At 48.7% G+C, this 20,096-nt stretch carries 21 protein-coding genes; 15 read left to right on the top strand and 6 right to left on the bottom strand.

Features of this window, described 5'->3' with window-relative positions:
- Positions 1-36 precede the first annotated feature (36 nt).
- The 5 genes from remB to dnaA form a co-directional block, all read right to left on the bottom strand.
- On the bottom strand, positions 37-288 hold the full coding sequence (remB, locus tag ACFVTB_RS21595; RefSeq protein ID WP_387753838.1) for an extracellular matrix regulator RemB: 252 nt from the start codon (positions 286-288) through the stop codon (positions 37-39).
- A 24-nt stretch (positions 289-312) separates the two neighbouring features.
- Positions 313-1,425: a DNA replication/repair protein RecF gene (recF, locus tag ACFVTB_RS21590; protein ID WP_387753836.1), complete on the bottom strand. Its 1,113-nt coding sequence runs from the start codon at positions 1,423-1,425 to the stop codon at positions 313-315.
- A 27-nt stretch (positions 1,426-1,452) separates the two neighbouring features.
- On the bottom strand, positions 1,453-1,671 hold the full coding sequence (gene yaaA, locus ACFVTB_RS21585; protein WP_387753834.1) for a S4 domain-containing protein YaaA: 219 nt from the start codon (positions 1,669-1,671) through the stop codon (positions 1,453-1,455).
- A 45-nt stretch (positions 1,672-1,716) separates the two neighbouring features.
- The gene (gene dnaN / locus ACFVTB_RS21580; RefSeq protein ID WP_387753832.1) at positions 1,717-2,859 is read right to left on the bottom strand and encodes a DNA polymerase III subunit beta; all 1,143 of its coding nucleotides are present in this window, start codon (positions 2,857-2,859) and stop codon (positions 1,717-1,719) included.
- A gap of 372 nt (positions 2,860-3,231) precedes the next feature.
- Positions 3,232-4,584: a chromosomal replication initiator protein DnaA gene (gene dnaA, locus ACFVTB_RS21575; protein ID WP_387753830.1), complete on the bottom strand. Its 1,353-nt coding sequence runs from the start codon at positions 4,582-4,584 to the stop codon at positions 3,232-3,234.
- 590 nt (positions 4,585-5,174) lie between these two features.
- Between dnaA and rpmH the strand changes: the two genes are divergently transcribed.
- The 12 genes from rpmH (at position 5,175) to ACFVTB_RS21515 (ending at position 17,847) form a co-directional block, all read left to right on the top strand.
- Positions 5,175-5,309, top strand: coding sequence for a 50S ribosomal protein L34 (rpmH, locus tag ACFVTB_RS21570; RefSeq protein ID WP_387753828.1), 135 nt, complete (start codon positions 5,175-5,177; stop codon positions 5,307-5,309).
- 172 nt (positions 5,310-5,481) lie between these two features.
- A complete protein-coding gene (gene rnpA / locus ACFVTB_RS21565) occupies positions 5,482-5,835 on the top strand; it encodes a ribonuclease P protein component (protein WP_387753826.1) in 354 nt (117 codons plus the stop codon).
- Positions 5,836-5,998: 163 nt separating this feature from the next.
- The gene (locus ACFVTB_RS21560; protein ID WP_387753824.1) at positions 5,999-6,787 is read left to right on the top strand and encodes a YidC/Oxa1 family membrane protein insertase; all 789 of its coding nucleotides are present in this window, start codon (positions 5,999-6,001) and stop codon (positions 6,785-6,787) included.
- Entirely contained in the window at positions 6,784-7,416 is a 633-nt protein-coding gene (jag, locus tag ACFVTB_RS21555) for an RNA-binding cell elongation regulator Jag/EloR (RefSeq protein ID WP_387753822.1), read from the top strand. Before ACFVTB_RS21560 ends, jag begins: the two co-directional genes overlap by 4 nt.
- Before the next feature lie 85 nt (positions 7,417-7,501).
- On the top strand, positions 7,502-8,881 hold the full coding sequence (gene mnmE, locus ACFVTB_RS21550) for a tRNA uridine-5-carboxymethylaminomethyl(34) synthesis GTPase MnmE (protein ID WP_387753820.1): 1,380 nt from the start codon (positions 7,502-7,504) through the stop codon (positions 8,879-8,881).
- A gap of 22 nt (positions 8,882-8,903) precedes the next feature.
- Complete coding sequence (mnmG, locus tag ACFVTB_RS21545; protein ID WP_387753818.1) at positions 8,904-10,790, top strand: tRNA uridine-5-carboxymethylaminomethyl(34) synthesis enzyme MnmG; 1,887 nt, start codon at positions 8,904-8,906, stop codon at positions 10,788-10,790.
- Positions 10,791-10,797: 7 nt separating this feature from the next.
- Complete coding sequence (gene rsmG, locus ACFVTB_RS21540; RefSeq protein WP_387753816.1) at positions 10,798-11,520, top strand: 16S rRNA (guanine(527)-N(7))-methyltransferase RsmG; 723 nt, start codon at positions 10,798-10,800, stop codon at positions 11,518-11,520.
- 1,738 nt (positions 11,521-13,258) lie between these two features.
- Positions 13,259-14,080: a nucleoid occlusion protein gene (gene noc / locus ACFVTB_RS21535; RefSeq protein ID WP_387753814.1), complete on the top strand. Its 822-nt coding sequence runs from the start codon at positions 13,259-13,261 to the stop codon at positions 14,078-14,080.
- Positions 14,081-14,308: 228 nt separating this feature from the next.
- Positions 14,309-15,082 (top strand): ParA family protein, encoded by a 774-nt coding sequence (locus tag ACFVTB_RS21530; RefSeq protein WP_387753811.1) that lies wholly within the window; start codon positions 14,309-14,311, stop codon positions 15,080-15,082.
- Positions 15,063-15,923, top strand: a complete 861-nt coding sequence (locus tag ACFVTB_RS21525; protein ID WP_387753809.1) for a ParB/RepB/Spo0J family partition protein — start codon at positions 15,063-15,065, stop codon at positions 15,921-15,923. Before ACFVTB_RS21530 ends, ACFVTB_RS21525 begins: the two co-directional genes overlap by 20 nt.
- A gap of 238 nt (positions 15,924-16,161) precedes the next feature.
- The gene (locus tag ACFVTB_RS21520) at positions 16,162-17,337 is read left to right on the top strand and encodes an aminotransferase class V-fold PLP-dependent enzyme (protein WP_387753807.1); all 1,176 of its coding nucleotides are present in this window, start codon (positions 16,162-16,164) and stop codon (positions 17,335-17,337) included.
- Between the two features lie 27 nt (positions 17,338-17,364).
- Positions 17,365-17,847 carry a DUF4446 family protein gene (locus ACFVTB_RS21515; RefSeq protein WP_387753805.1) on the top strand — a complete coding sequence of 161 codons (483 nt, stop codon included), beginning with the start codon at positions 17,365-17,367 and terminating at the stop codon, positions 17,845-17,847.
- A 62-nt stretch (positions 17,848-17,909) separates the two neighbouring features.
- On the opposite strand, the gene yyaC is transcribed toward ACFVTB_RS21515, so the two are convergent.
- The gene (gene yyaC / locus ACFVTB_RS21510; protein WP_387753803.1) at positions 17,910-18,536 is read right to left on the bottom strand and encodes a spore protease YyaC; all 627 of its coding nucleotides are present in this window, start codon (positions 18,534-18,536) and stop codon (positions 17,910-17,912) included.
- Positions 18,537-18,666: 130 nt separating this feature from the next.
- Here yyaC and ACFVTB_RS21505 point away from each other — a divergent pair, with 130 nt between their 5' ends.
- Genes ACFVTB_RS21505 through ACFVTB_RS21495 form a run of 3 tightly spaced genes read left to right on the top strand, consistent with a single transcriptional unit; the run spans position 18,667 to position 20,023 of the window.
- On the top strand, positions 18,667-18,906 hold the full coding sequence (locus ACFVTB_RS21505) for a putative Se/S carrier protein (protein WP_387753801.1): 240 nt from the start codon (positions 18,667-18,669) through the stop codon (positions 18,904-18,906).
- A 17-nt stretch (positions 18,907-18,923) separates the two neighbouring features.
- Positions 18,924-19,793 (top strand): mechanosensitive ion channel family protein, encoded by an 870-nt coding sequence (locus ACFVTB_RS21500; protein WP_387753799.1) that lies wholly within the window; start codon positions 18,924-18,926, stop codon positions 19,791-19,793.
- Positions 19,793-20,023, top strand: coding sequence for a DUF951 domain-containing protein (locus ACFVTB_RS21495; RefSeq protein WP_387753797.1), 231 nt, complete (start codon positions 19,793-19,795; stop codon positions 20,021-20,023). Before ACFVTB_RS21500 ends, ACFVTB_RS21495 begins: the two co-directional genes overlap by 1 nt.
- The last annotated feature ends 73 nt before the right edge of the window (positions 20,024-20,096 follow it).

Raw genomic sequence — 20,096 nt, 5'->3', positions numbered from 1 at the left:
CGCAGCGGTCAGCCTGGCCCCTACTCTGTCCAATTGTCAGCCATTCGCCGCAAAATGATGGGCCCGTTTCTTCAATGTCGATGATGATATCGGCGAATAATAGATTTTATGCTGCGTGACGACGATCGATTTTGGCTCTTCCTCGCCGATCGTCTCGACATCCTTGCGCTTGCGGGCGCTTGCAACGAATTGCTTGGATAGCTTGGAGGATTGCTCTATCGATATATCAAAAATAGCTACCAGCTCGGCAGCCCGAATGATTTTCTCGCCGCCTAAATGGATATACATGTCCTCCGCCTCCCGTGTATGCGCTTATGAGCGCGTGACCTGACCTTCCCGCACCTCATAGATGCCGGCATCCTGCAGCTTGTTAATGTTGACGCTCTCCAGACCGGTCGTCGTTATAAACGTCTGCACCTTGCTCTGAAACGTTTCAATCAGCTGCGTTTGCCGGTGCTGATCGAGCTCCGACAGCACGTCATCTAGAAGCAGCAGCGGATATTCGCCGATCTCTTCGTTAATCAGCTCAATCTCAGCCAGCTTGAGCGATAAGGCCGTCGTGCGCTGCTGGCCTTGGGAGCCGTATACGGACGCTTCCTTGCCGTTAATAAAAAAGGCGAGGTCGTCCCGATGGGGACCGACAAGCGTCATTCCCCTCCGAATCTCCTGATCCTTTACCTGTGATAACTTTATCATAAATTGTTCAAATAAAACAGTTTCATCTTCTGAGTCGCCGCCTCCAAAGGAAGGCCGATATTCGATTTCGAGGCGCTCTCCGCCCGCCGTAATGCCGGAATGGATCTGCTCGGCAAAGCGTTGCAGTTTATGAATGAATTGTTTCCTTTTTTTCATAATTTTAACACTATATTCAGCGAGCTGTGCGTTCCAGACGTCGAGCATCGCCTGCTGCATGCCGCCCGGAGAGGCGGTTTTCAAATAGTTATTGCGCTGCGTGAGCACTTTCGTAAATTGTTGCAGCGTATGCAAATAACCGGGCTGTACTTGACCGATTTCCATATCGAGAAACCGTCTCCGTATGCCCGGCGTTCCTTTTACAATTTCCAAATCTTCGGGGGCGAACATAACGACGTTTAACGATCCGACGAAGTCGCTGAGCTTGCGCTGCTCGAGCCCGTTGATTTTCACTTTTTTGCCCTGCGAGGAGTAGAGCAGCTCGAGCTTCGCCGTCCCGTATTTCTTCTCCACTTCGCCCTGGACGCGAGCCGAATCGGCTTCCCAGCCGATCAGCTCCTTATCCTTCGAGGTCCGATGCGATTTCGTCAGCGCTAGCGCGAAAATCGCTTCCAGCAAATTTGTTTTCCCTTGCGCGTTTGGCCCGACGAACAGATTGACTTGATGGTTGGTATCCAGCTCCAACTGTTTGTAGTTGCGGTAGTTGCCTAATTCGATATGCTTCAGAAACAATTCGCTCGTCCTCCCGGCCTCATAGCCCTAAGCTCTGGTTACAACCGAGAAAACGCCGCAGCCTTCCACCTCGACCCGGTCGCCCGCATACAGCTTCCGGCCTCGGCGATTATCGGCTTCGCCGTTGATCAGCACCTCATTTTCTTGCAGAAAAAACTTTGCATGCCCGCCGGTGGAGATGCAATCGGCCAATTTAAGAAATTGGCCCAGCGTAATAAATTCGTCCCGAATGGCGACTTCCTTCATGGCAGTGTCACCTTCCTTTCTTTAAACGCTATCGCTTAGCGTATGTTACGACGTTGTGCGGTAAGGCAGAATGACATACGTATTGTAGGCGTGATCCGTCGGACGAATCACAATCGGGCTCATCGCCCCGGTAAAGCCGATAAAGATTTGCTCGCTGTCGATAACCTTCAGCACGTCGAGCATATATTTGGAGTTGAACGCAATTCGCAGCGGTTCCCCGTTAAATTGCTTCGCATCGAGCTGCTCCGTTACGCGGCCGAGCTCGGTCGAGCTCGAAGAGATTTCAATAGAGCCGTTGTCCAGCGTCGCGAGACGCACGATATTTGTTTTTTCCTCCCGCGACATCAGATAAGCGCGGTCGATGGCATCTGTGACCATTTTTGTATCGATAACGAGTTCTGTTTTGAACACGGTCGGAATAATTTTAGAAGTATCCGGATAAAGCCCGTCCAGCATCCGCGTATAGAACAGCACGTTGCCGATCTTGAAGAGCACCTGATTGTCGGCGACGACAATATCAACAAGGCCGTTCTGTTCCGGTACGAGCTTGGAAAGCTCAACCAGCGTTCTAGCCGAAATGACGACGTTGGTGAATTTATAGTCCATCGACGTTTCCGCATGAGCGATACGGCTAGCCAGCCGGTGACGGTCGGTGGAAACGAACTTCAGCTGTTGATCCTGCAGGCTCCATAGGACGCCGGTCAAAATCGGCGTTTGCTCGTTCGTCGAAGCAGCAAGTACGGTTTGTCGAATCATTGATTTGAGCAAATCGCCCGGCATTTGGAACAGCTCGTTTTGTTCAATCGACGGCAATACCGGGAATTCTTCCGGATCGAGACCGACCATTTGGATGTCGGTGGAGCCGGAACGAATCAACGTTTGAAACTGAGCGCCGACTTCAATTTCTACATTTTCGGAAGGCAGCTTTTTCACAATCTCAGTAAAAAACTTGGAAGGCAGCACAACGTTGCCCGGTTTATCCACATGTGCAATAACGATGCCGTCGCGTTCTACCGGTATAAAGCTTTGAATCGAAATGTCGGTGTCGCTTGCCGTTAACGTAACGCCTTGGTGGGTTACCTCGAATTTAATGCCGCCAAGAATCGGAATGGTCGGTCTGGTGGAAGCGGCTTTGGAGACTTGCTGGATCGCTTCGTTCAATTCATTTTTAGAAATATTTAATTTCATCGTCGTATCCTCCTAATCGCTCCGTATTCCGGTTGTAAAACCGTTCTCGCTTCCATCATCCGACAATTATCGGCAGACATTTATGTTCGAACGGGTTCATTAACGCGTTATACGCTGCATCGTATATTCGAATTCACTCGTTCACGCAAAGATTCTTAAATTGGCGAATCGTTGATCGAAGAATTCAGGCGAAGCCAAAGGGCGATTTCGCCCATGCTTTTGATGTTCTTTTTAATAAAAAAATAGTAGTCGTAGTAGTAGGGGGCCTGAATATGTGGATAACCGTATGGAAAACGGATAAAGCAAGCCTATCCACATGTGTATATCGTGTGCATAGGCTTGCTTGGTTGTCCCGAGGGCCGTTAATAACTTTTACGTATGATTTTTAATCTTCTCCGTCAGGTTCTGCACAATTTTGTACAAGTCCTGATCTTGCTTGAGCTGCTGCGATATTTTCTCGTGCGCGTGAATGACCGTCGTATGGTCGCGGCCGCCGAATGCTTCGCCAATCTTGGGGAGCGAGTAGTCGGTCAGCTCGCGCGACAGATACATGGCGATTTGACGCGGATAAGCGACGGCTTTGGTCCGTTTCCGCGCCTTGAATTCCTCGAGCCGCAGGCCGTAGAACTCGCCGACCTTCTGCTGTATATCATTTATCGTAATCATTTTCGGCCGGCTCGAAGGAATGATATCCTTTAACGCTTCGGCTGCCAGATGAGACGAGATATCTTGATTAATAAGCGAGGAGTAGGCGACGACGCGAATGAGCGCGCCCTCCAGCTCACGGATGTTCGTATCGATTTGGTTGGCGATGTAAACCATCGCTTCGTTCGGGATATCGAGATTTTCCGCTTTCGCTTTCTTCCGGAGAATGGCGATACGGGTTTCGAGATCCGGCGCCTGAATATCGGTGATGAGTCCCCATTCGAAGCGGGATCTGAGCCGTTCCTCGAGCGTCGGAATTTCTTTCGGCGTCCGGTCGCTGGAGATTACGATTTGCTTGCGTTCTTCGTGCAAAGCGTTGAATGTGTGGAAGAATTCTTCCTGCGTGCCGTCTTTACCGGCCAAAAACTGAATATCGTCAATGAGCAGCACGTCGATATTGCGGTATTTGTTGCGGAAGCTTTCGCCCCGGTTGTCGCGGATCGCGTTAATAAATTCGTTCGTAAATTTCTCTGAAGAAATATACATGATCTTCGTGCTCGGATTATGGTCCTTAATATAATGTCCGATCGCATGCATGAGATGCGTTTTGCCAAGTCCTACGCCGCCGTATAAAAATAGCGGATTGTACGCTTTGGCCGGCGCTTCGGCAACCGCCAGCGACGCCGCATGGGCGAACCGGTTGTTGGCGCCGATAACGAACGTATCGAACGTATATTTCGGATTGAGCATATGGGTAAAAGGCTCATCCTGCACAGCCGGCTGCTCGACGATTTTGGGAATGACCGGAGCGGGAAGCTCCGCGCTCTTCGCTTCTTCAATGGAGAAGCGGACATCGACCTGACGGCCCAAAAATTCTTGCAGCGTCGTACGGATCAGTTTTGTATAACGGCCTTCCAGCCATTCCGCGGCGAAGGTTGTCGGTGCCGTAACTTCCAGCAGAGAGTCATCGATAAACGTTGCTTTCGTAGCTTTAAACCAAGTATCGAAACTTGGCTTACTCAGCTTCGTCTGGATGATTGACAACACTTGCTGCCATAGGTCATAAGTATGGCTGTCCACAGACGTCACTCCTTATCAAAAATCGCCCGATGGGCGCAATTAAGCCATTGGTGTCGAAAAAAAGGTGAAGATAACGAAAAACATCCACAATATGCAGTAAATTAGGGAATGAGTTATAAGCAGGGGATGAATGTTGTTCACAATGTTATCCACAGGTTGTTGATAATATCAGGGGGTCGATGCAAATATCCACACCGAAAACATATTAATCATAGCAAAAGATGCCTTATATTTCAACGAATTGCGGGATTTTATCCACATATTCAATAGCTTGTGTATAAAGGTTATCGACAACACTAGATATTGTTAATATCATGTTGTCACATCGACAAAATTCGTTTTGGCGGTCGAAAAATTGTGCACATGTTATTAGTTTGGCGAAAAATGGCCGATGCATGGTCATTTATCCACAATATTTGGCTGAAGGGCGATTTGATTGACTTTTTGCGTTCGGCGTGGTTTAATAGAAAAAGCTGATTTTGTGCGATCACGGCATTTGACCGTCTGCATAAGGCGGCGATGCGATACAAATAAACAGAGCGGCTTGTCCGAATCTGTTTGGAGTACAAGGTACGGGAGGTGCACAAGAAATGAGACCTACATTTAAACCGAATGTAAGCAAACGCGCGAAGGTTCACGGTTTCCGTAAACGCATGAGCTCGAAAAACGGACGTAAAGTTTTGGCGGCGCGTCGTCAAAGAGGAAGAAAAGTACTTAGCGCATAAGCAAAAGACCACGTCGGGTGGTCTTTTTTTTTGCCCTGATGGCGATAATGACAGTGACATCACTTCATTTATATAGGAAGTTGAGGCAGATAAAGCGGTTCGGCTTGAGGAAATGGAGTGAGCCGTGGAGGATGCTTACTATTAATAGAAGAAAGTACGGTGAAGGTGAGTCGTGCATAGAAAATTGCGTTTGCGGGATCGCTCGGACTTCAACCGTGTTTATCGGCGGGGGAAGTCGTTCGCTAACGGCCAGTTTGTCGTTTATTGGTCCAAGCAGCCGGTGGCCGAGCCGTTCCGATTAGGCATTTCCGCAAGCAAGAAGGTTGGCAATGCGGTCGTTCGCAACCGAATGAGACGCGTTATTAAGGAAATCGTTCGTTTAAATGAAGGAAAGATCGTTCCTCATATCGATTTCATTCTTATTGTAAGGAAGCCAGCCGTGGAGATGAAATACAAGCAACTGGAGAAAAGCGTGATGCATGTGCTAAAAAAAGCGGGACTGCTGCGGAAAGAGGAGCGTTCTTAATCGGCGGCGGACGTACCGAAGCGCTATTTCTTTGTCTTCTTAATTATGGTATAGTTTAAAAGATGGGTAAGTGTAAGCTTGAAAGCGTACCCTTTTCTTTCTGATGGATAAGTTTAGGCTTGATTCAATGAAGAAATGCATCGGTTTTTAGAGAGGAGATTACATGTTGGCTTGGAAAGTTAACCGAAAATGGCTGCTTGTCCTGGGCATGGTTTTAGTGGTTGGATTGCTTGCCGGTTGTGCGCCGCAGGTAGACCAGACAACGAGCACCGAGGATCTGCTGCATAGCAAAAGCTTTTGGCAAAGAAACGTCGTTTATTATTTCGCGTTAACGCTGGATACATTTGCGGGTTGGTTTAAAGACTCGTATGGACTAGCCATCCTGTTGATCACGATTATCGTGAGGACGGCTATATTGCCTTTGACGTTGAAGCAATATCGCAGCTCGAAGAAGATGCAGGCGCTGCAGCCTCAAATGAATGAAATTAAGAAGAAATACAAGGATAATCCGCAAAAGCAGCAGGAAGAGACGATGAAGCTGTTCCAACAGCATCAAGTCAATCCGATGGCAGGCTGTTTGCCGCTGATTATTCAAATGCCGGTATTTATCGCCTTGTACAACGCGATCTATATGAACCCTGAAGTTCGCGACCATAAGTTTCTTGGATTGGCGCTGGGCGAACCGAGCCCATGGTACATCTTGCCGATTGTTGCGGCAATTACGACTTACGTGCAATCCAAAATGATGCAGTCTCAGCAAAAAGGCCAGCCGCAAATGCCTGGTATGGGAGCGATGCTCGCCATCTTCCCGGTGCTCATCTTCGTGATGTCGCTCAATTTCCCAGCGGCGCTTCCGCTGTACTGGATCTACAGTAATGTCTACACAATTGTTCAAAACTACTTCCTGTACGTACGTTCATCTGACAAGGGTAAGGAGGCCCTCGCAAAATGAAGAAAATCGTAGCATCAGGAAAAACGATTAATGATGCCGTGAGAAACGGTTTGGCACAATGGAATGTTACCGAGGATCGCGTGAGCGTATCCGTGCTCGAGCAGCCGGCGAAAGGGCTGTTCGGCTTGATTGGCGTGAAAGAAGCGAAGGTCGAACTGACGCTTATTCCCGATCCGATTATGGAGGCGGAGCAATTTCTTCGTGAAGTGGCAAGTGCGATGGGGCTTGATGTATCTGTCGAACGGAAACAAACGAAAGAAGGAACTCATCTGTCCGTTTCGGGCGGAGGAGATCTCGGCATGCTGATTGGACGGCGCGGTCAAACGCTTGACGCGCTGCAGTATTTGGTGAACATTGTCGCTAACCGTTACTCGGACAGTCATCTGAGAATCGTGCTTGATGCTGAGGATTTTCGCGAGAGGCGGCGCAAGACGTTGGAAGAATTATCAGATCGATTGGCGGGCAGAGTGATCCGGACGAGGAAAGAAGTGGTCCTGGAACCGATGACCCCCCATGAGAGAAAGGTTATTCATTCCCAGCTGCAAAACCACCCCAAGGTGAAAACATACAGCAAAGGCGACGAGCCGAACCGGCGGGTCGTCATTGCGTTAAAGGAAAGACAAGTATAGCTTATAGGACTCCGAGTTGCAGCAATGGCTATTATGGTCATTGCTGCTTTTCCATATATGAGAGTATGAGAGGTGCAGAAGGACAGTGATACAAGACACTATTGCGGCCATCGCGACGGCAGTTGGAGAGGGCGGCATTGCCATCATTCGAATTAGCGGTCCGGACGCCATCGCGACAACGGCGCGTATTTTCCGTTCCCGCGACGATCTTCGCGAAGTTGATTCGCATACGGTGCAGTACGGCCATATTGTCGATCCGGCAACGGACGAGAAGGTTGAAGAGGTACTGGTGACGGTGATGAGAGGGCCACGTTCGTTTACGGCGGAGGATGTCGTAGAGATCAACGCTCACGGCGGCGTGGTCGCCGTGAAGAAGGTGCTCGATCTGGTGCTGTTGCAGGAAGGATTGCGGCTGGCTGAGCCCGGTGAATTTACGAAGCGTGCTTTTCTGAACGGCCGCATTGATTTGATGCAGGCGGAGGCGGTCATCGATTTGATCCGCTCGAAGTCGGATCGGGCGTTCCAGGTGGCTCGCAAGCAGGCGGAAGGAACGCTGTCCAAGCGGATTAAAGCGCTGCGGCAGACCGTTATCGAGCTGCTGGCGCATATCGAGGTTAACATCGATTATCCAGAGCATGACGTTGAGGATTTGACCAGTGCCTACATTCGCGAGCAAAGCGGGAAAGCGCTGGAGGATATCGGCAAGCTGTTAAAAACGGCGAATGAAGGTAAAATATTAAGAGAAGGCATTATGACGGCTATCGTAGGCAGACCAAACGTTGGTAAGTCTTCTTTGCTTAATGCGCTTGTGCAGGAGAATAAGGCAATAGTGACCGATATTCCGGGGACGACCCGTGATGTCATCGAGGAGTTTGTCACGATCAACAATATACCGCTGCGGCTGCTCGATACGGCAGGTATTCGCGAAACGAGCGACGTGGTTGAGCGGATCGGCGTAGAACGTTCACATACGGCGCTTGAAGAAGCGGATTTGATTCTGTTTGTGCTGAATAACAATGAGCCGCTGCATGCGGACGACAGGCTGCTGCTGGAGCGGCTTGAAGGACGTCAAGTGATCGTCATTGTGAACAAAACCGATTTGGAAGGACGACTTGACCGGCAGGAGCTGGAGGGGTTGTTCCCAGCTGATAGCATCGTCAATATGTCGGTGCTGGAGGAAGAAGGTCTGGACGGGCTGGAGAAGGCGATTAGCCGCCTATTCTTCGAGGGACAGCTTGATTCCGGCGATTTGACTTACGTGAGCAATGTGCGGCATATTTCGCTGCTGAAGCGGGCGCAGCAATCGCTCGTGGATGCCATTGATGCGTCGAATGCCGGCATACCGATAGATTTAATTCAGATCGATGTGCGGTCGGCTTGGGAGTCGCTGGGCGAAATTATTGGCGACGAGGTCGGCGATTCGTTGATCGATCAAATTTTCTCGCAATTTTGTTTGGGCAAATAAGAGGGGCAAAGGGGTGTTTCAGGTGAGTTATGAAGCTGGACAATATGATGTCATTGTCGTCGGAGCGGGCCACGCCGGTTGTGAATCGGCGCTAGCCGCGGCGCGTATGGGCTGCGAAACGATGCTGCTGACGATCAATTTGGATATGGTCGCCTTCATGCCGTGCAATCCGTCGATCGGCGGACCGGCGAAGGGCCATGTCGTTCGTGAAATCGACGCGCTTGGCGGCGAAATGGGCCGCAATATCGATAAAACGTTTATCCAAATGAGGATGCTGAATACAGGTAAAGGGCCGGCCGTTCACGCGCTGCGTGCGCAAGCTGACAAATTCTCGTATCAGCATACGATGAAGCAAACGATTGAAGAAACCGAGCATTTGACGCTGCGGCAAGGCATGGTCGAGGAATTGATTGTCGAGGACGGCAATGTGACAGGTGTTCTTACGCAGACAGGCGCGATCTATAGAGCAAAAGCGGTTGTCATTACGACGGGCACTTATTTGCGCGGTAAAATTATTATGGGCGAGCTGATGTACCAAAGCGGTCCGAATAACCAACAGCCGTCGCTCAAGCTGTCAGACAGCCTGAAATCGCTTGGCTTTGATCTGGTACGTTTCAAAACGGGTACGCCGCCGCGCGTGCATAAAGATACAATCGATTTTTCGAAAACAGAAATTCAGCCGGGCGACGAGAATCCGAAGTTTTTCTCGTATGAAACAGTGTCCTCGAATAACGAGCAACTGCCTTGCTGGCTGACGTATACGTCGGAAGCAACGCATAAAATTATTAACGACAATTTGCATCGTGCGCCGATGTTTACCGGCGTTATTGAAGGAACGGGCCCGCGTTATTGCCCGTCGATTGAAGATAAGATCGTTCGTTTCGCTGATAAGCCGAAGCATCAGATCTTTTTGGAGCCGGAAGGCAAAAACACATCCGAGTATTACGTGCAAGGCTTATCCACAAGCATGCCGGAGGATGTACAGCTTGGTATTTTGAGATCAATCCCAGGTTTGGAAAATGTTAGAATGATGCGTAACGGCTATGCGATTGAATACGATGCCGTGAAGCCGACACAGCTGTGGCCAACGTTGGAGACAAAGCTGGTTGAAGGGTTATTCACAGCTGGACAAATCAACGGCACTTCCGGTTATGAGGAAGCGGCAGGCCAAGGCATTATTGCAGGCATTAATGCGGCTCGCAAAGTGCAGGGGAAAGAGCAGATCGTGATTGAACGCTCGCAAGGCTATATCGGCGTAATGATCGACGACTTGGTGACGAAGGGAACGAACGATCCGTATCGTTTGCTGACGTCGCGTGCGGAATACCGTTTGCTGCTTCGCCATGACAATGCCGATCTGCGCTTAACGCCGCTGGGCCATGAAATTGGATTGATTCCTGAAGAACGGTATGAAACGTTTTTGCGCAAGAAGGAGCTCGTTGCACAAGAGGTTGAACGTCTGCGGACGACGAAAATTCGTCCAGATGTAGCGGAAGCAATGCTAGCTGCTGCTAATTCGGCGCCAACTGTGAACAGTATCGATGCTTTGACGCTGCTGCGCCGTCCGGAAATTACGTATGCGATGATCGAAACGATCTCTCCGTCCGATTTGGAATTGACGGCTGAAATGAAGGAGCAAGCGGAGATCCAGATCAAATACGCGGGCTATATCGAGAAACAGCTTGTACAGGTAGAACGCCTGAACAAGATGGAGAAGAAGAAGATCCCCGACGATATCGATTACTCCGATGTGCACAGCCTTTCGTCAGAAGCGAGACAGAAACTCACATCGATTCGTCCGCTGTCGATCGGGCAAGCATCGCGTATCGGCGGCGTGACGCCGGCCGACATTTCCATTCTGATCGTATATCTGGAGCATTATAACCGGGTAACGGCGGCGAGAGGGTAACGGGCGAATGGAGCAAACGATTAACTGGTTCACGGAGCTGCTTGAGGAAAAAGGTATTTCACTGAATGAACGGCAGCTGGAGCAATTCGATTTATATTTTAAGATTCTGGTCGACTGGAATGAGCGAATGAACTTGACCGGTATAACGGAGAGGGATGCTGTATACGAGAAGCATTTTTATGATTCGGTATCGCTATCCTTCTTCGTGCCGATGCAGGAGATTGGCAGTATTGCCGATATTGGGTCGGGCGCCGGATTTCCGAGCATCCCGCTAAAAATATGCTTTCCTCATTTGAAAGTGGTCATCGTCGATTCTTTGAATAAACGGATTCAATTTTTGAAGCATTTGACGGAGCAGTTGGGCATGAGCGATGTGGAGTGCGTGCACGGGAGAGCGGAAGATATCAGTCGTCTTGCGGCGCACCGCGACCGCTACGACTTGGTTACGGCTCGCGCTGTTGCTAGGCTGAATGTGTTGAACGAATTTTGCTTGCCGTTCGTTCGCAAAAACGGCGTGTTTGCCGCAATGAAGGGTTCGCAAAGTGAGGAAGAAGTGAAAGAGGCGGCGTTCAGCCTCCGCGAATTAAAAGGAAAGCTTCGCGGCGAGCAGGGGCTGTCGCTGCCTTTCGAGAAATCGGAGCGGCATATCGTGTTGATCGAGAAAACGGATGCGACTCCGCGCAAATACCCGCGTAAAGCCGGTACGCCGATCAAGCTGCCGCTTGTTTAAAAGAAAGATCGCGTAGTGTGAGAAGATTTTGTGGTTAATGTATTCCGCTTGAATGAACAGCAGCGGCCGTTTGGAAGAACGGTCAGCGCTTGTTCATTCAAGCGTTTTTTTATATGGATGAGATGCTGATGCAAGAAGGTAGAGGTAGTGGTGGGCGCGAGTTGCCGGAGGTATCGCAGGTACCGCTGCTTTTGTAAAATTGGAGTGTCGTATTTTAACGATCGAGAGGGGGGCCCCAGGGTATAGGTGAATCCCTGTGTTGGAACAAAGAGATTGGCACTGTGAAAGCCGCCATTAGTTAAATAGATAGATCGTGAATGCGAGAGGGTTGCGAACTATTATTTTCGCTTGAATGAATAAGCAGCGGCTGTTTGGAAAGACGGTCAGCGGTTGTTCATTCAAGCGATTTTTATGTGAATGAAGTTTTGCTGTAAGAAGATAGGGGAGTGATAAACGCGAGATGTTGCCGGAATCACTGTCTTTGGGATGAAGAAAACGTTACAGCTTGATGATCGAAGAGCGGATGAGACATACACCAGGATGATCGAAAGCGTAGTTGCGGCACGATGCTCGGAGGAGTGCCGTATTAATACTGGTTTAACAACGACATTGACTGTGGGAAAGCCGGCGCTAGTTTATTATAGAAAATGCTCGAATACGAGAGGGTCTTCGGTTATTATGTTGCATTTGAATAAATAGCGGTGGTTGTTCGGAAGAACAGTCAGGGGCTGTTTGTTCGAGTTTTTTTGGATCAAACTTAAAATCAGTGCTTGACGGAAAAAGAGGGAAAGTGGAGGAGCAGAGGGATTTTGGAGAAACGATACTGGTCGCTTTTAAAACAAGATTCCTACCGCAGACAAGTATCAAACAAAAGAATCAGGATTTAGCGTTCGAAAGAACCCTTTGACCTGCAGCCTCTTTACTTAGAGTCAAATAGTGATTTCGGATGTAAACCGTTTTTTTATATAAATGCTGCTGCAAAATGGTAGAGGGTAGAGGTAGCGGGGGGCATGAGGTGCAGTTGCACTCGAAAAGCACCAGTGTCATATCATTTTGAATTATTTGAGAATTTGAGTGATGCACCTTAAATGAACGAGTAGATGGAGGTGCGGGTAGCAACAAATATCCTCTTGAGATAGTGGTGACGCTGAAAAGCCGTCGATTGCTTAAATATGTTTTGAATGAGAAAGAAGAAGCTCGAAGGCGGGCCGATCAAGCGATCGTTTTGTTAATGCAGCGATCACAAATCATTAAAAAGGTTGTATTTACGGTTCTTAATTTCATAGTACATGGGTTTTGTATTGCAACTTACCATTTGCAATGTTCCACGTGAAACATCCGAGACTTCATAATAAACTTAACAAAATTCAAAATATGAACGAATCACAGGAAAAGATTGTATCAAATATAACCGCCATCCCCGTTGTCAAGCAGGAAATCAAGTGTGACAGGTCGAATTTTAACTATACGTTGTTTATTCGGTGCTGATAGATAAAGGAATGGCTTTTCAAGCATCGCAGATTTTGCTAGATTATCGAATCCAGATGGATTCTTCGCATTTCCCCGCCAAAGGGCGGGTCATTTTTCATGTAGACTTACATAAGGTTGTATGCGTCCCTAAGGCAGTATAAAATGGTAGTAGAGGAAAATGATTTAGTAGATTCCGTGTAAGAACATCTTGAAAGCGACTTTCTGTCTATAAAGGGGAGCGCTTTGTGATCGGGTGGGTATAGACAATATGAAAGAACAAATTTCCCGTTTGTTTGGTCTTAACGATCAACGCAGCGGCCAAGAAGAGGTTCGGCAAATTCCAATTGGAGAAATCGATACGAGTCCGTTTCAGCCGAGAACGATTTTTGATGATGAACGTATCGACGAGCTGTGTCAAACCATTAAAACGCACGGCGTCATTCAGCCGATTGTTGTTCGTATGCGCAACGGCCGTTATGAAATTATTGCCGGCGAGCGCCGCTGGAGAGCGGTAACGAAGTTGGGTCACGAGACGATCCCAGCAATTGTTCGGGAGTTTAATGACTCGCAGACAGCTTCTATCGCTTTGATCGAGAACTTGCAACGCGAGAATTTGACGGCAATTGAAGAAGCGGTAGCTTATCAAAAGCTAATTGAACTGCATCAACTGACGCAGGAAAGTTTGGCGCAACGACTTGGGAAGAGCCAGTCGACTATCGCCAACAAGCTTCGTCTTCTGGCGCTTAGCGAGAAGATCAAAAATGCGCTTGGCGAACGTCAAATTACGGAGCGACATGCACGAGCTTTATTGACGCTCGATACCGAAGAGTTGCAGCATCAAATGCTTGATGAAATCATTACCAAGGAACTTAATGTCAAACAGACAGAAGCACGCATTGCATTTTTGAAGGAATCCTCTAAAATTAAAAAGGCAAAGCGTATTTCTTTTACAAAAGATGTACGGCTTGCTGTAAATACGATTCGTCAGTCGATTGAGATGGTTGCCGGTTCAGGTTTGCCGATCAAGACAAACGAGAAGGACCATGGCGATCATTACGAAATCGTAATTCAAATACCGAAGCGGCAATAACCCGCTAACGCCCAGACGACGGAACTTCGCTTTCGTCAACGATAAGCGTATATTCGTTTTACTGAATAAGCCGTTTTTCGAATTTGTCGCCTCTACAAAGGTGCTTTTTCGAAAAACGGCTGCTCCGGTCCAAGCCCGTTTCGAATCAGGGGTTAGATCGAACCGATAAGCTCCACGTCCAGGCAGCAAGAAAATACTAAAGTTTGTAACAGGTAGAGGTGAAAACGCTTGTCTAAGATAATTGCGATAGCGAACCAGAAGGGCGGGGTCGGGAAAACGACAACGACGGTTAATTTAGGTGCATGTCTGGCGTCGTTAGGAAGACGGGTATTGCTTGTCGATATTGATCCGCAGGGGAATACAACGAGCGGTATCGGGATTAATAAAGCGGATGTCGCCAACTGCATTTATGATGTGCTTATTAATGAGGTGCATCCGAATGAAGCGACTTCCGAAACCAATATTCCGGGACTTAAGATCATTCCGGCTACCATTCAGCTTGCGGGTGCGGAAATCGAGCTGGTGCAGCGTATTTCGCGTGAGGTTCGATTGAAGCAGAGCTTGCAAATGGTGAAGGATCAATACGATTACATATTAATCGATTGCCCGCCGTCTTTAGGCTTGCTGACGATTAACTCGTTGACCGCGGCTGATTCCGTCATTATTCCGATTCAGTGTGAATATTACGCTTTGGAAGGACTTAGCCAGCTGTTAAATACGGTGCGTCTGGTCCAAAAGCATTTGAATACACATCTTCAAATTGAAGGCGTTCTGCTTACGATGCTTGATGCGCGTACGAACTTGGGCATTCAGGTGATCGAAGAGGTTAAGAAGTACTTCCAACAAAAAGTATATCAAACGATTATTCCACGCAACGTTCGTCTGAGTGAGGCTCCTTCGCATGGTCAGGCGATTATCACCTATGATCCGCGATCTAAAGGGGCAGAAGTGTATCTTGAACTGGCGAAGGAAGTGATTATGTATGAGCAAGCGACTAGGTAGAGGGTTGGATGCGCTCATTCCATCATTGTCGGTCAATGACGACGACAAAGTGATTGAAATAACGCTCACACAACTAAGACCGAATCCGTATCAGCCTCGAAAAACATTCGATGACGATTCGATTCGTGAATTAGCGGAGTCAATTAAGCAGCATGGCGTTATTCAACCGATTATTGTTCGTACTGTTTTGAAGGGTTATGAAATCATCGCAGGTGAACGACGGTTTAGAGCTTCGCAGCTTTGCGGCAATCCGACCATTCCGGCTGTTGTACGGTCTTTTTCGGATCAGCAGGTCATGGAAATAGCCTTAATCGAAAACTTGCAGCGCGAGGATTTGAATGCGATTGAAACGGCCATCGCTTACCAAGGTCTGATGGACAAGTTCAAACTGACCCAAGAGGAACTGTCTTTAAAGGTTGGCAAATCCCGTTCCCATATCGCCAACTTTATTCGCCTGCTGGCTTTGCCAACCGATATCAAAGATCATGTTTCACGTGGAACAATTTCGATGGGACATGCGAGAGCATTAGCTGGCGTGAAGAGCGAATCGGTACAACGTGATTTGACAGAAGTAGTTGTTAATCAGGGTTGGAGCGTACGCCAGTTGGAAGAGGCGGTTCAAAAACTGGAGACGAAGGCTTCTGAAGAACCCGAAAAGTCCCCGAAAACAGCTTCGAAAAAAAGAGATCCTTATATCGAATCGTTAGAAGATTCGCTTCGCGAAACGTTCAAAACGACGGTTAAAATAAAACATCAAAAAGATAAAGGAAAAATAGAGCTGCAATATTACAGCAAACAAGATTTAGAGCGACTGCTCGAGTTGTTGCAATCGCTCGCGTAAGCGGCGAAAATGGCTTATCACAGGGTTGGAGAGTGTATCTCGAAGGCTTGTCGGCAACCATGTTGCAACTAGGGCAGAAAGCCGGCTGAGGCGTTAAAAAAGAGGTTGAAAAATTAGCATACCAAAGTTGTAATCTTTGATTCGAAAGATTAAACTAAGGTATGCTATTGTTGTGATTAGGGTCTATTAAAGGGTATATAAAAGTCATTTATTCATAGAAAAGAAAGGGGCAATACGTATGACTGAACCGGATGATAAACCGTATATTTATTTGGATCATGCCGCTACGTCATGGCCCAAGCCTCCTGCCGTTCTGGAGGCCGTACAAGATGCGATGCTGAATGCTGCGGCCAATCCGGGGAGGGGCAGCCATCAGATGGCTGTTAAAGCCAGTCGTGTGCTCTTCGATACGCGCAAGCAGTTGGGTAAGTTGTTCGGTGTGAAAAATCCGAACGATATTGCCTTTGCATCCAATACGACGCAAGCGTTGAACTTAGCGATTAAGGGATTCGTAAAACCGGGGGATCACGTCATTGCTACTTCCGTCGAACATAATTCTGTTCGCAGACCGCTTGAATATTTGAAACTGACCGCTGGAGTGAACGTTACATATGTAGAAGCGGATCTTTTCGGATACACGCGTGTGGAGCAAGTGGCGGAAGCCATCACACCCGCAACGAGGCTTATAATCGTCAACCATAGTTCCAACTTGCTTGGCACGATCGCCCCGCTAGCGGATATTGCAGAGCTGGCGAGGAACAAAGGGGTGAAACTGCTCGTCGATGCAGCACAAACGGCGGGTTTACTGGAGTTGAACGCTCCAAGTATGGGGATTGATTTGCTGGCGTTCCCTGGACATAAAGGGTTGCTTGGTCCGCAAGGTACCGGAGGGCTGTATATTCATCCAGAGATCGATTTGGACCCTCTCCTGCATGGAGGGACAGGAAGCCAATCGGAAGCTGTCGAGCAGCCAAAGGTAAGGCCAGATCGTTATGAGGCCGGTACGCAAAATACGCCGGGCTTGGCGGGGCTGAAAGCGGGCGTCCAATATGTATTGAATGAGACGGTGCAGAAAATCCATACTAAGGAATGGTCTTTGACGCAGCGGATGATGGAAGGGTTGTTGCAAATCGAGGGAGTTTGCATCCTCGGTCCACAGTTGGGGAAAGAGAGAACGGGAATCGTCGCTTTTACGGCGGACGGTATCGATCCGTCGGAAATGTCGTTTATATTGGATCAGCACTACAATGTCGCAGTCAGAGCAGGATTTCATTGTACGCCGTTGGCCCACGCCATTGCGGGTACTTTGGAGACAGGAGCGGTTCGGACAAGCGTAGGCTGTTTCACAACGGAAGCGGAAGTTGATACGCTCGTTGCGGCAGTGAAGGAGATTCGCAAGCAGTACGCAAAGTGATTAGAACAATGGGGGCGGAAGAACAGCATGGATGAGTGGATGAATAATCCGATGAATGCGGTGACGGTGGTATTGGCTTTATTGGTTGTTTTTCTTTTGATTCGATCATTTGCGTTAGGAGGCCGCTTGAAGAAGCTGCGTAAGCAATACTTAGAAGTGATGGGGAATACGGGCTTAGATAATTTTGAGGGCGTCATTATCGATTTAAAGCAATCGCTCGCTGAACAAGAGCAAAGAGCGGCTCAGCTTCAAGCACAACTGAACGGCGTTCAACAAGTTCAACAGCAGGAAAAAGGAAGAATAGGCTTCCTTCGCTATAATGCTTTTGCCGAGCAGGGCAGCGATCTTAGTTTTTCCATTGCGATCGTCAATACGGCGCAAGACGGCGTGGTTCTATCGGGCATTCATAACCGCGAGAATACATATGTGTATGCAAAACCGGTAGAAAAAGGCGATTCCAGTTACACGTTGACCCCGGAAGAGCGTAAGGCGATCGAGTCGGCCAAGTAAGGAATAGGGCTCATGCGGCCGATCGCACCGCCTGCTACTAGCTGAATGAGCGAGTATCGCGGTTAAGGCCGGAAACGATCGGGATGCGTCTCGAACGCGGCGGCTTGCTCTCTTAATCGATCAGTCACCCGCGAGCTGTTCAGGATGGCCGAGAACAAGCTGTTGGCGATTAAATCGGCCATTTTCATAACGAGATGAAGCCGCGTGTTTTGCAGAACAAAGTATTCCATGAAGCCGCCGACATTGACAATGCCCGTAATATGCATATCGCCGACAGGTGGAAGTTCTTTGTTAACGCCCGCGCCTGGACGGACAGGGCCGTAGCCGATTTGTATCGAACCGATGCTCGAAACCTGACCAAGACAAGCGTCGATGCCGATAATGAAAGGCTTGCGGTGCGTGCGGTTAATATCGAGCAGCGTATCCTCGAGGTTCATCGCATGAACGGGTTCCTCCAGCGTGCCGTATAAGGAAAAGTGAGGACTGTTGTATTTGGCGAGCGTAGTGCCTATAATGGGTCCAAGCGAATCGCCGGTTGATCGGTCAGTGCCGACGCATACAATGACGATAGGACGGCCGCCCGACAATTCGTCGAGCATAAGGGAAAGCTTCGCGACAAGCTGCCCGACAGCATTCGTTTCGTTGTAAGGGACTTTGAACGGTACATCTTTCGTAAAAGATAGTTTCATAGATTTCCCTCCGTAAAAGTAAATATGATAATAGTATATGGATAAGAGAACCATTTTATACGTGAGGGTGCCTTCGAATTCGTTGGAGGCTAGATAAGAGCAATATGCGGGAGGGGAGGGGCAAAAAGACATGTTAATCGCGTTTGACTCGACGCAGCAGGCGTTAAGGGCGGAAATGCTGCTCGAATACGCTGACATCGACATCGATATTTGCCCGACGCCAAAGCAAATTACGGCAGGCTGCGCGTTGTCGATCGAATTTCCCGAGAACGATCTACCGACGGTGAGACAGGTCATCGAGACGGAAAATGTAGAAATTCGGGGTATATTCAAGCCGTTAGGCGAAGCCTATGAACAGGTGTTTGGCTAGAAAGAAGGAGATTGACGATGACGATGGCAGGATGGCTCACAATGGAGGGCGTCATGGCTTGGCTGACGAATGAAGAGGCATGGTCGCAGTTCGGCAGTTCTGTGCTGCGCATTGCAGCTATTCTCATCCTGGCGCCGGTACTTATATGGATCGTCAACAAGTTGATCGACCGAATCATATTAAATCAGGCGGCTAAAAGGCTGATTACGCAAAGCCGGCGGGTAACGACGGTCGGCAAGCTGATTAAAAATGTATTTTCGTACGTGGCCGCATTTATTACGTTTATGATCATTTTGTCCGAATTCGGTATCGAGCTGGCCCCGCTGCTTGCCGGAGCAGGCGTTGTCGGCCTAGCCATCGGTTTCGGTGCGCAAAGCTTGGTGAAGGATATTATCGCCGGTTTCTTTATCATCCTCGAGGATCAATTTGCCGTAGGAGATATTATCCAGACCGGACAGTTCAAAGGGACGGTAGAAGTAATCGGACTGCGCACGACTCGCATTCAAAGCTGGACGGGCGAGATTCACATTATACCGAACGGCATGATCAACGAAGTGACGAATTTCTCCGTCAGCAATTCGATAGCGGTCGTCGATGTGGCGATTAGCTACGAAGAGGATGTCGAGAAGGCAACTGGCATTATTCGAAACGCAGTTGAGCGGCTGGAGGACCCGAATATTGTGAAGACGCCGGAAATTCTAGGGGTGCAAGCGATAACTGCAACCGATTTGAAAATTCGCGTAATCGCAGAGTGCTTGCCGCATCAACACTTTATTGTGGCGAGAAGCATGAATTACATTATCAAAAAAGCGTTAAGCGATAATGGCATTGAAAGTCCATATCCGCGGATGGTAACCTACCATCGCAACGAAGGGGGGAGGCCGTGATGGAACGGAAGCATTTCGAGCTGGGCGACATCGTTCAAATGAAAAAGCAGCATCCTTGCGGTTCCAACGAGATGGAAATTATACGAATGGGCATGGATATTCGAATCAAATGCGTAGGCTGCAAGCATAGCGTGCTTATTCCGCGGGCCAAATTCGAGAAGAACATGAAGAAGGTCATCAGGCCGGCAAACCCGGAGCAGCAGGAAGAAAGCGGCGAACAGCAGAGCTAACGGATGCATGTCGATCCGTTCCACGCTGCCGTGCCACATAGACGAAAAGGGAAGCATCGCCATAAAGCGATGC

The organism is Paenibacillus sp. NPDC058071 (assembly GCF_042885235.1).
Taxonomy (GTDB): domain Bacteria; phylum Bacillota; class Bacilli; order Paenibacillales; family Paenibacillaceae; genus Pristimantibacillus.
The sequence above is the reverse complement of the archived record's forward strand: the minus strand, read 5'-3'. Positions and strand labels throughout refer to the sequence as shown.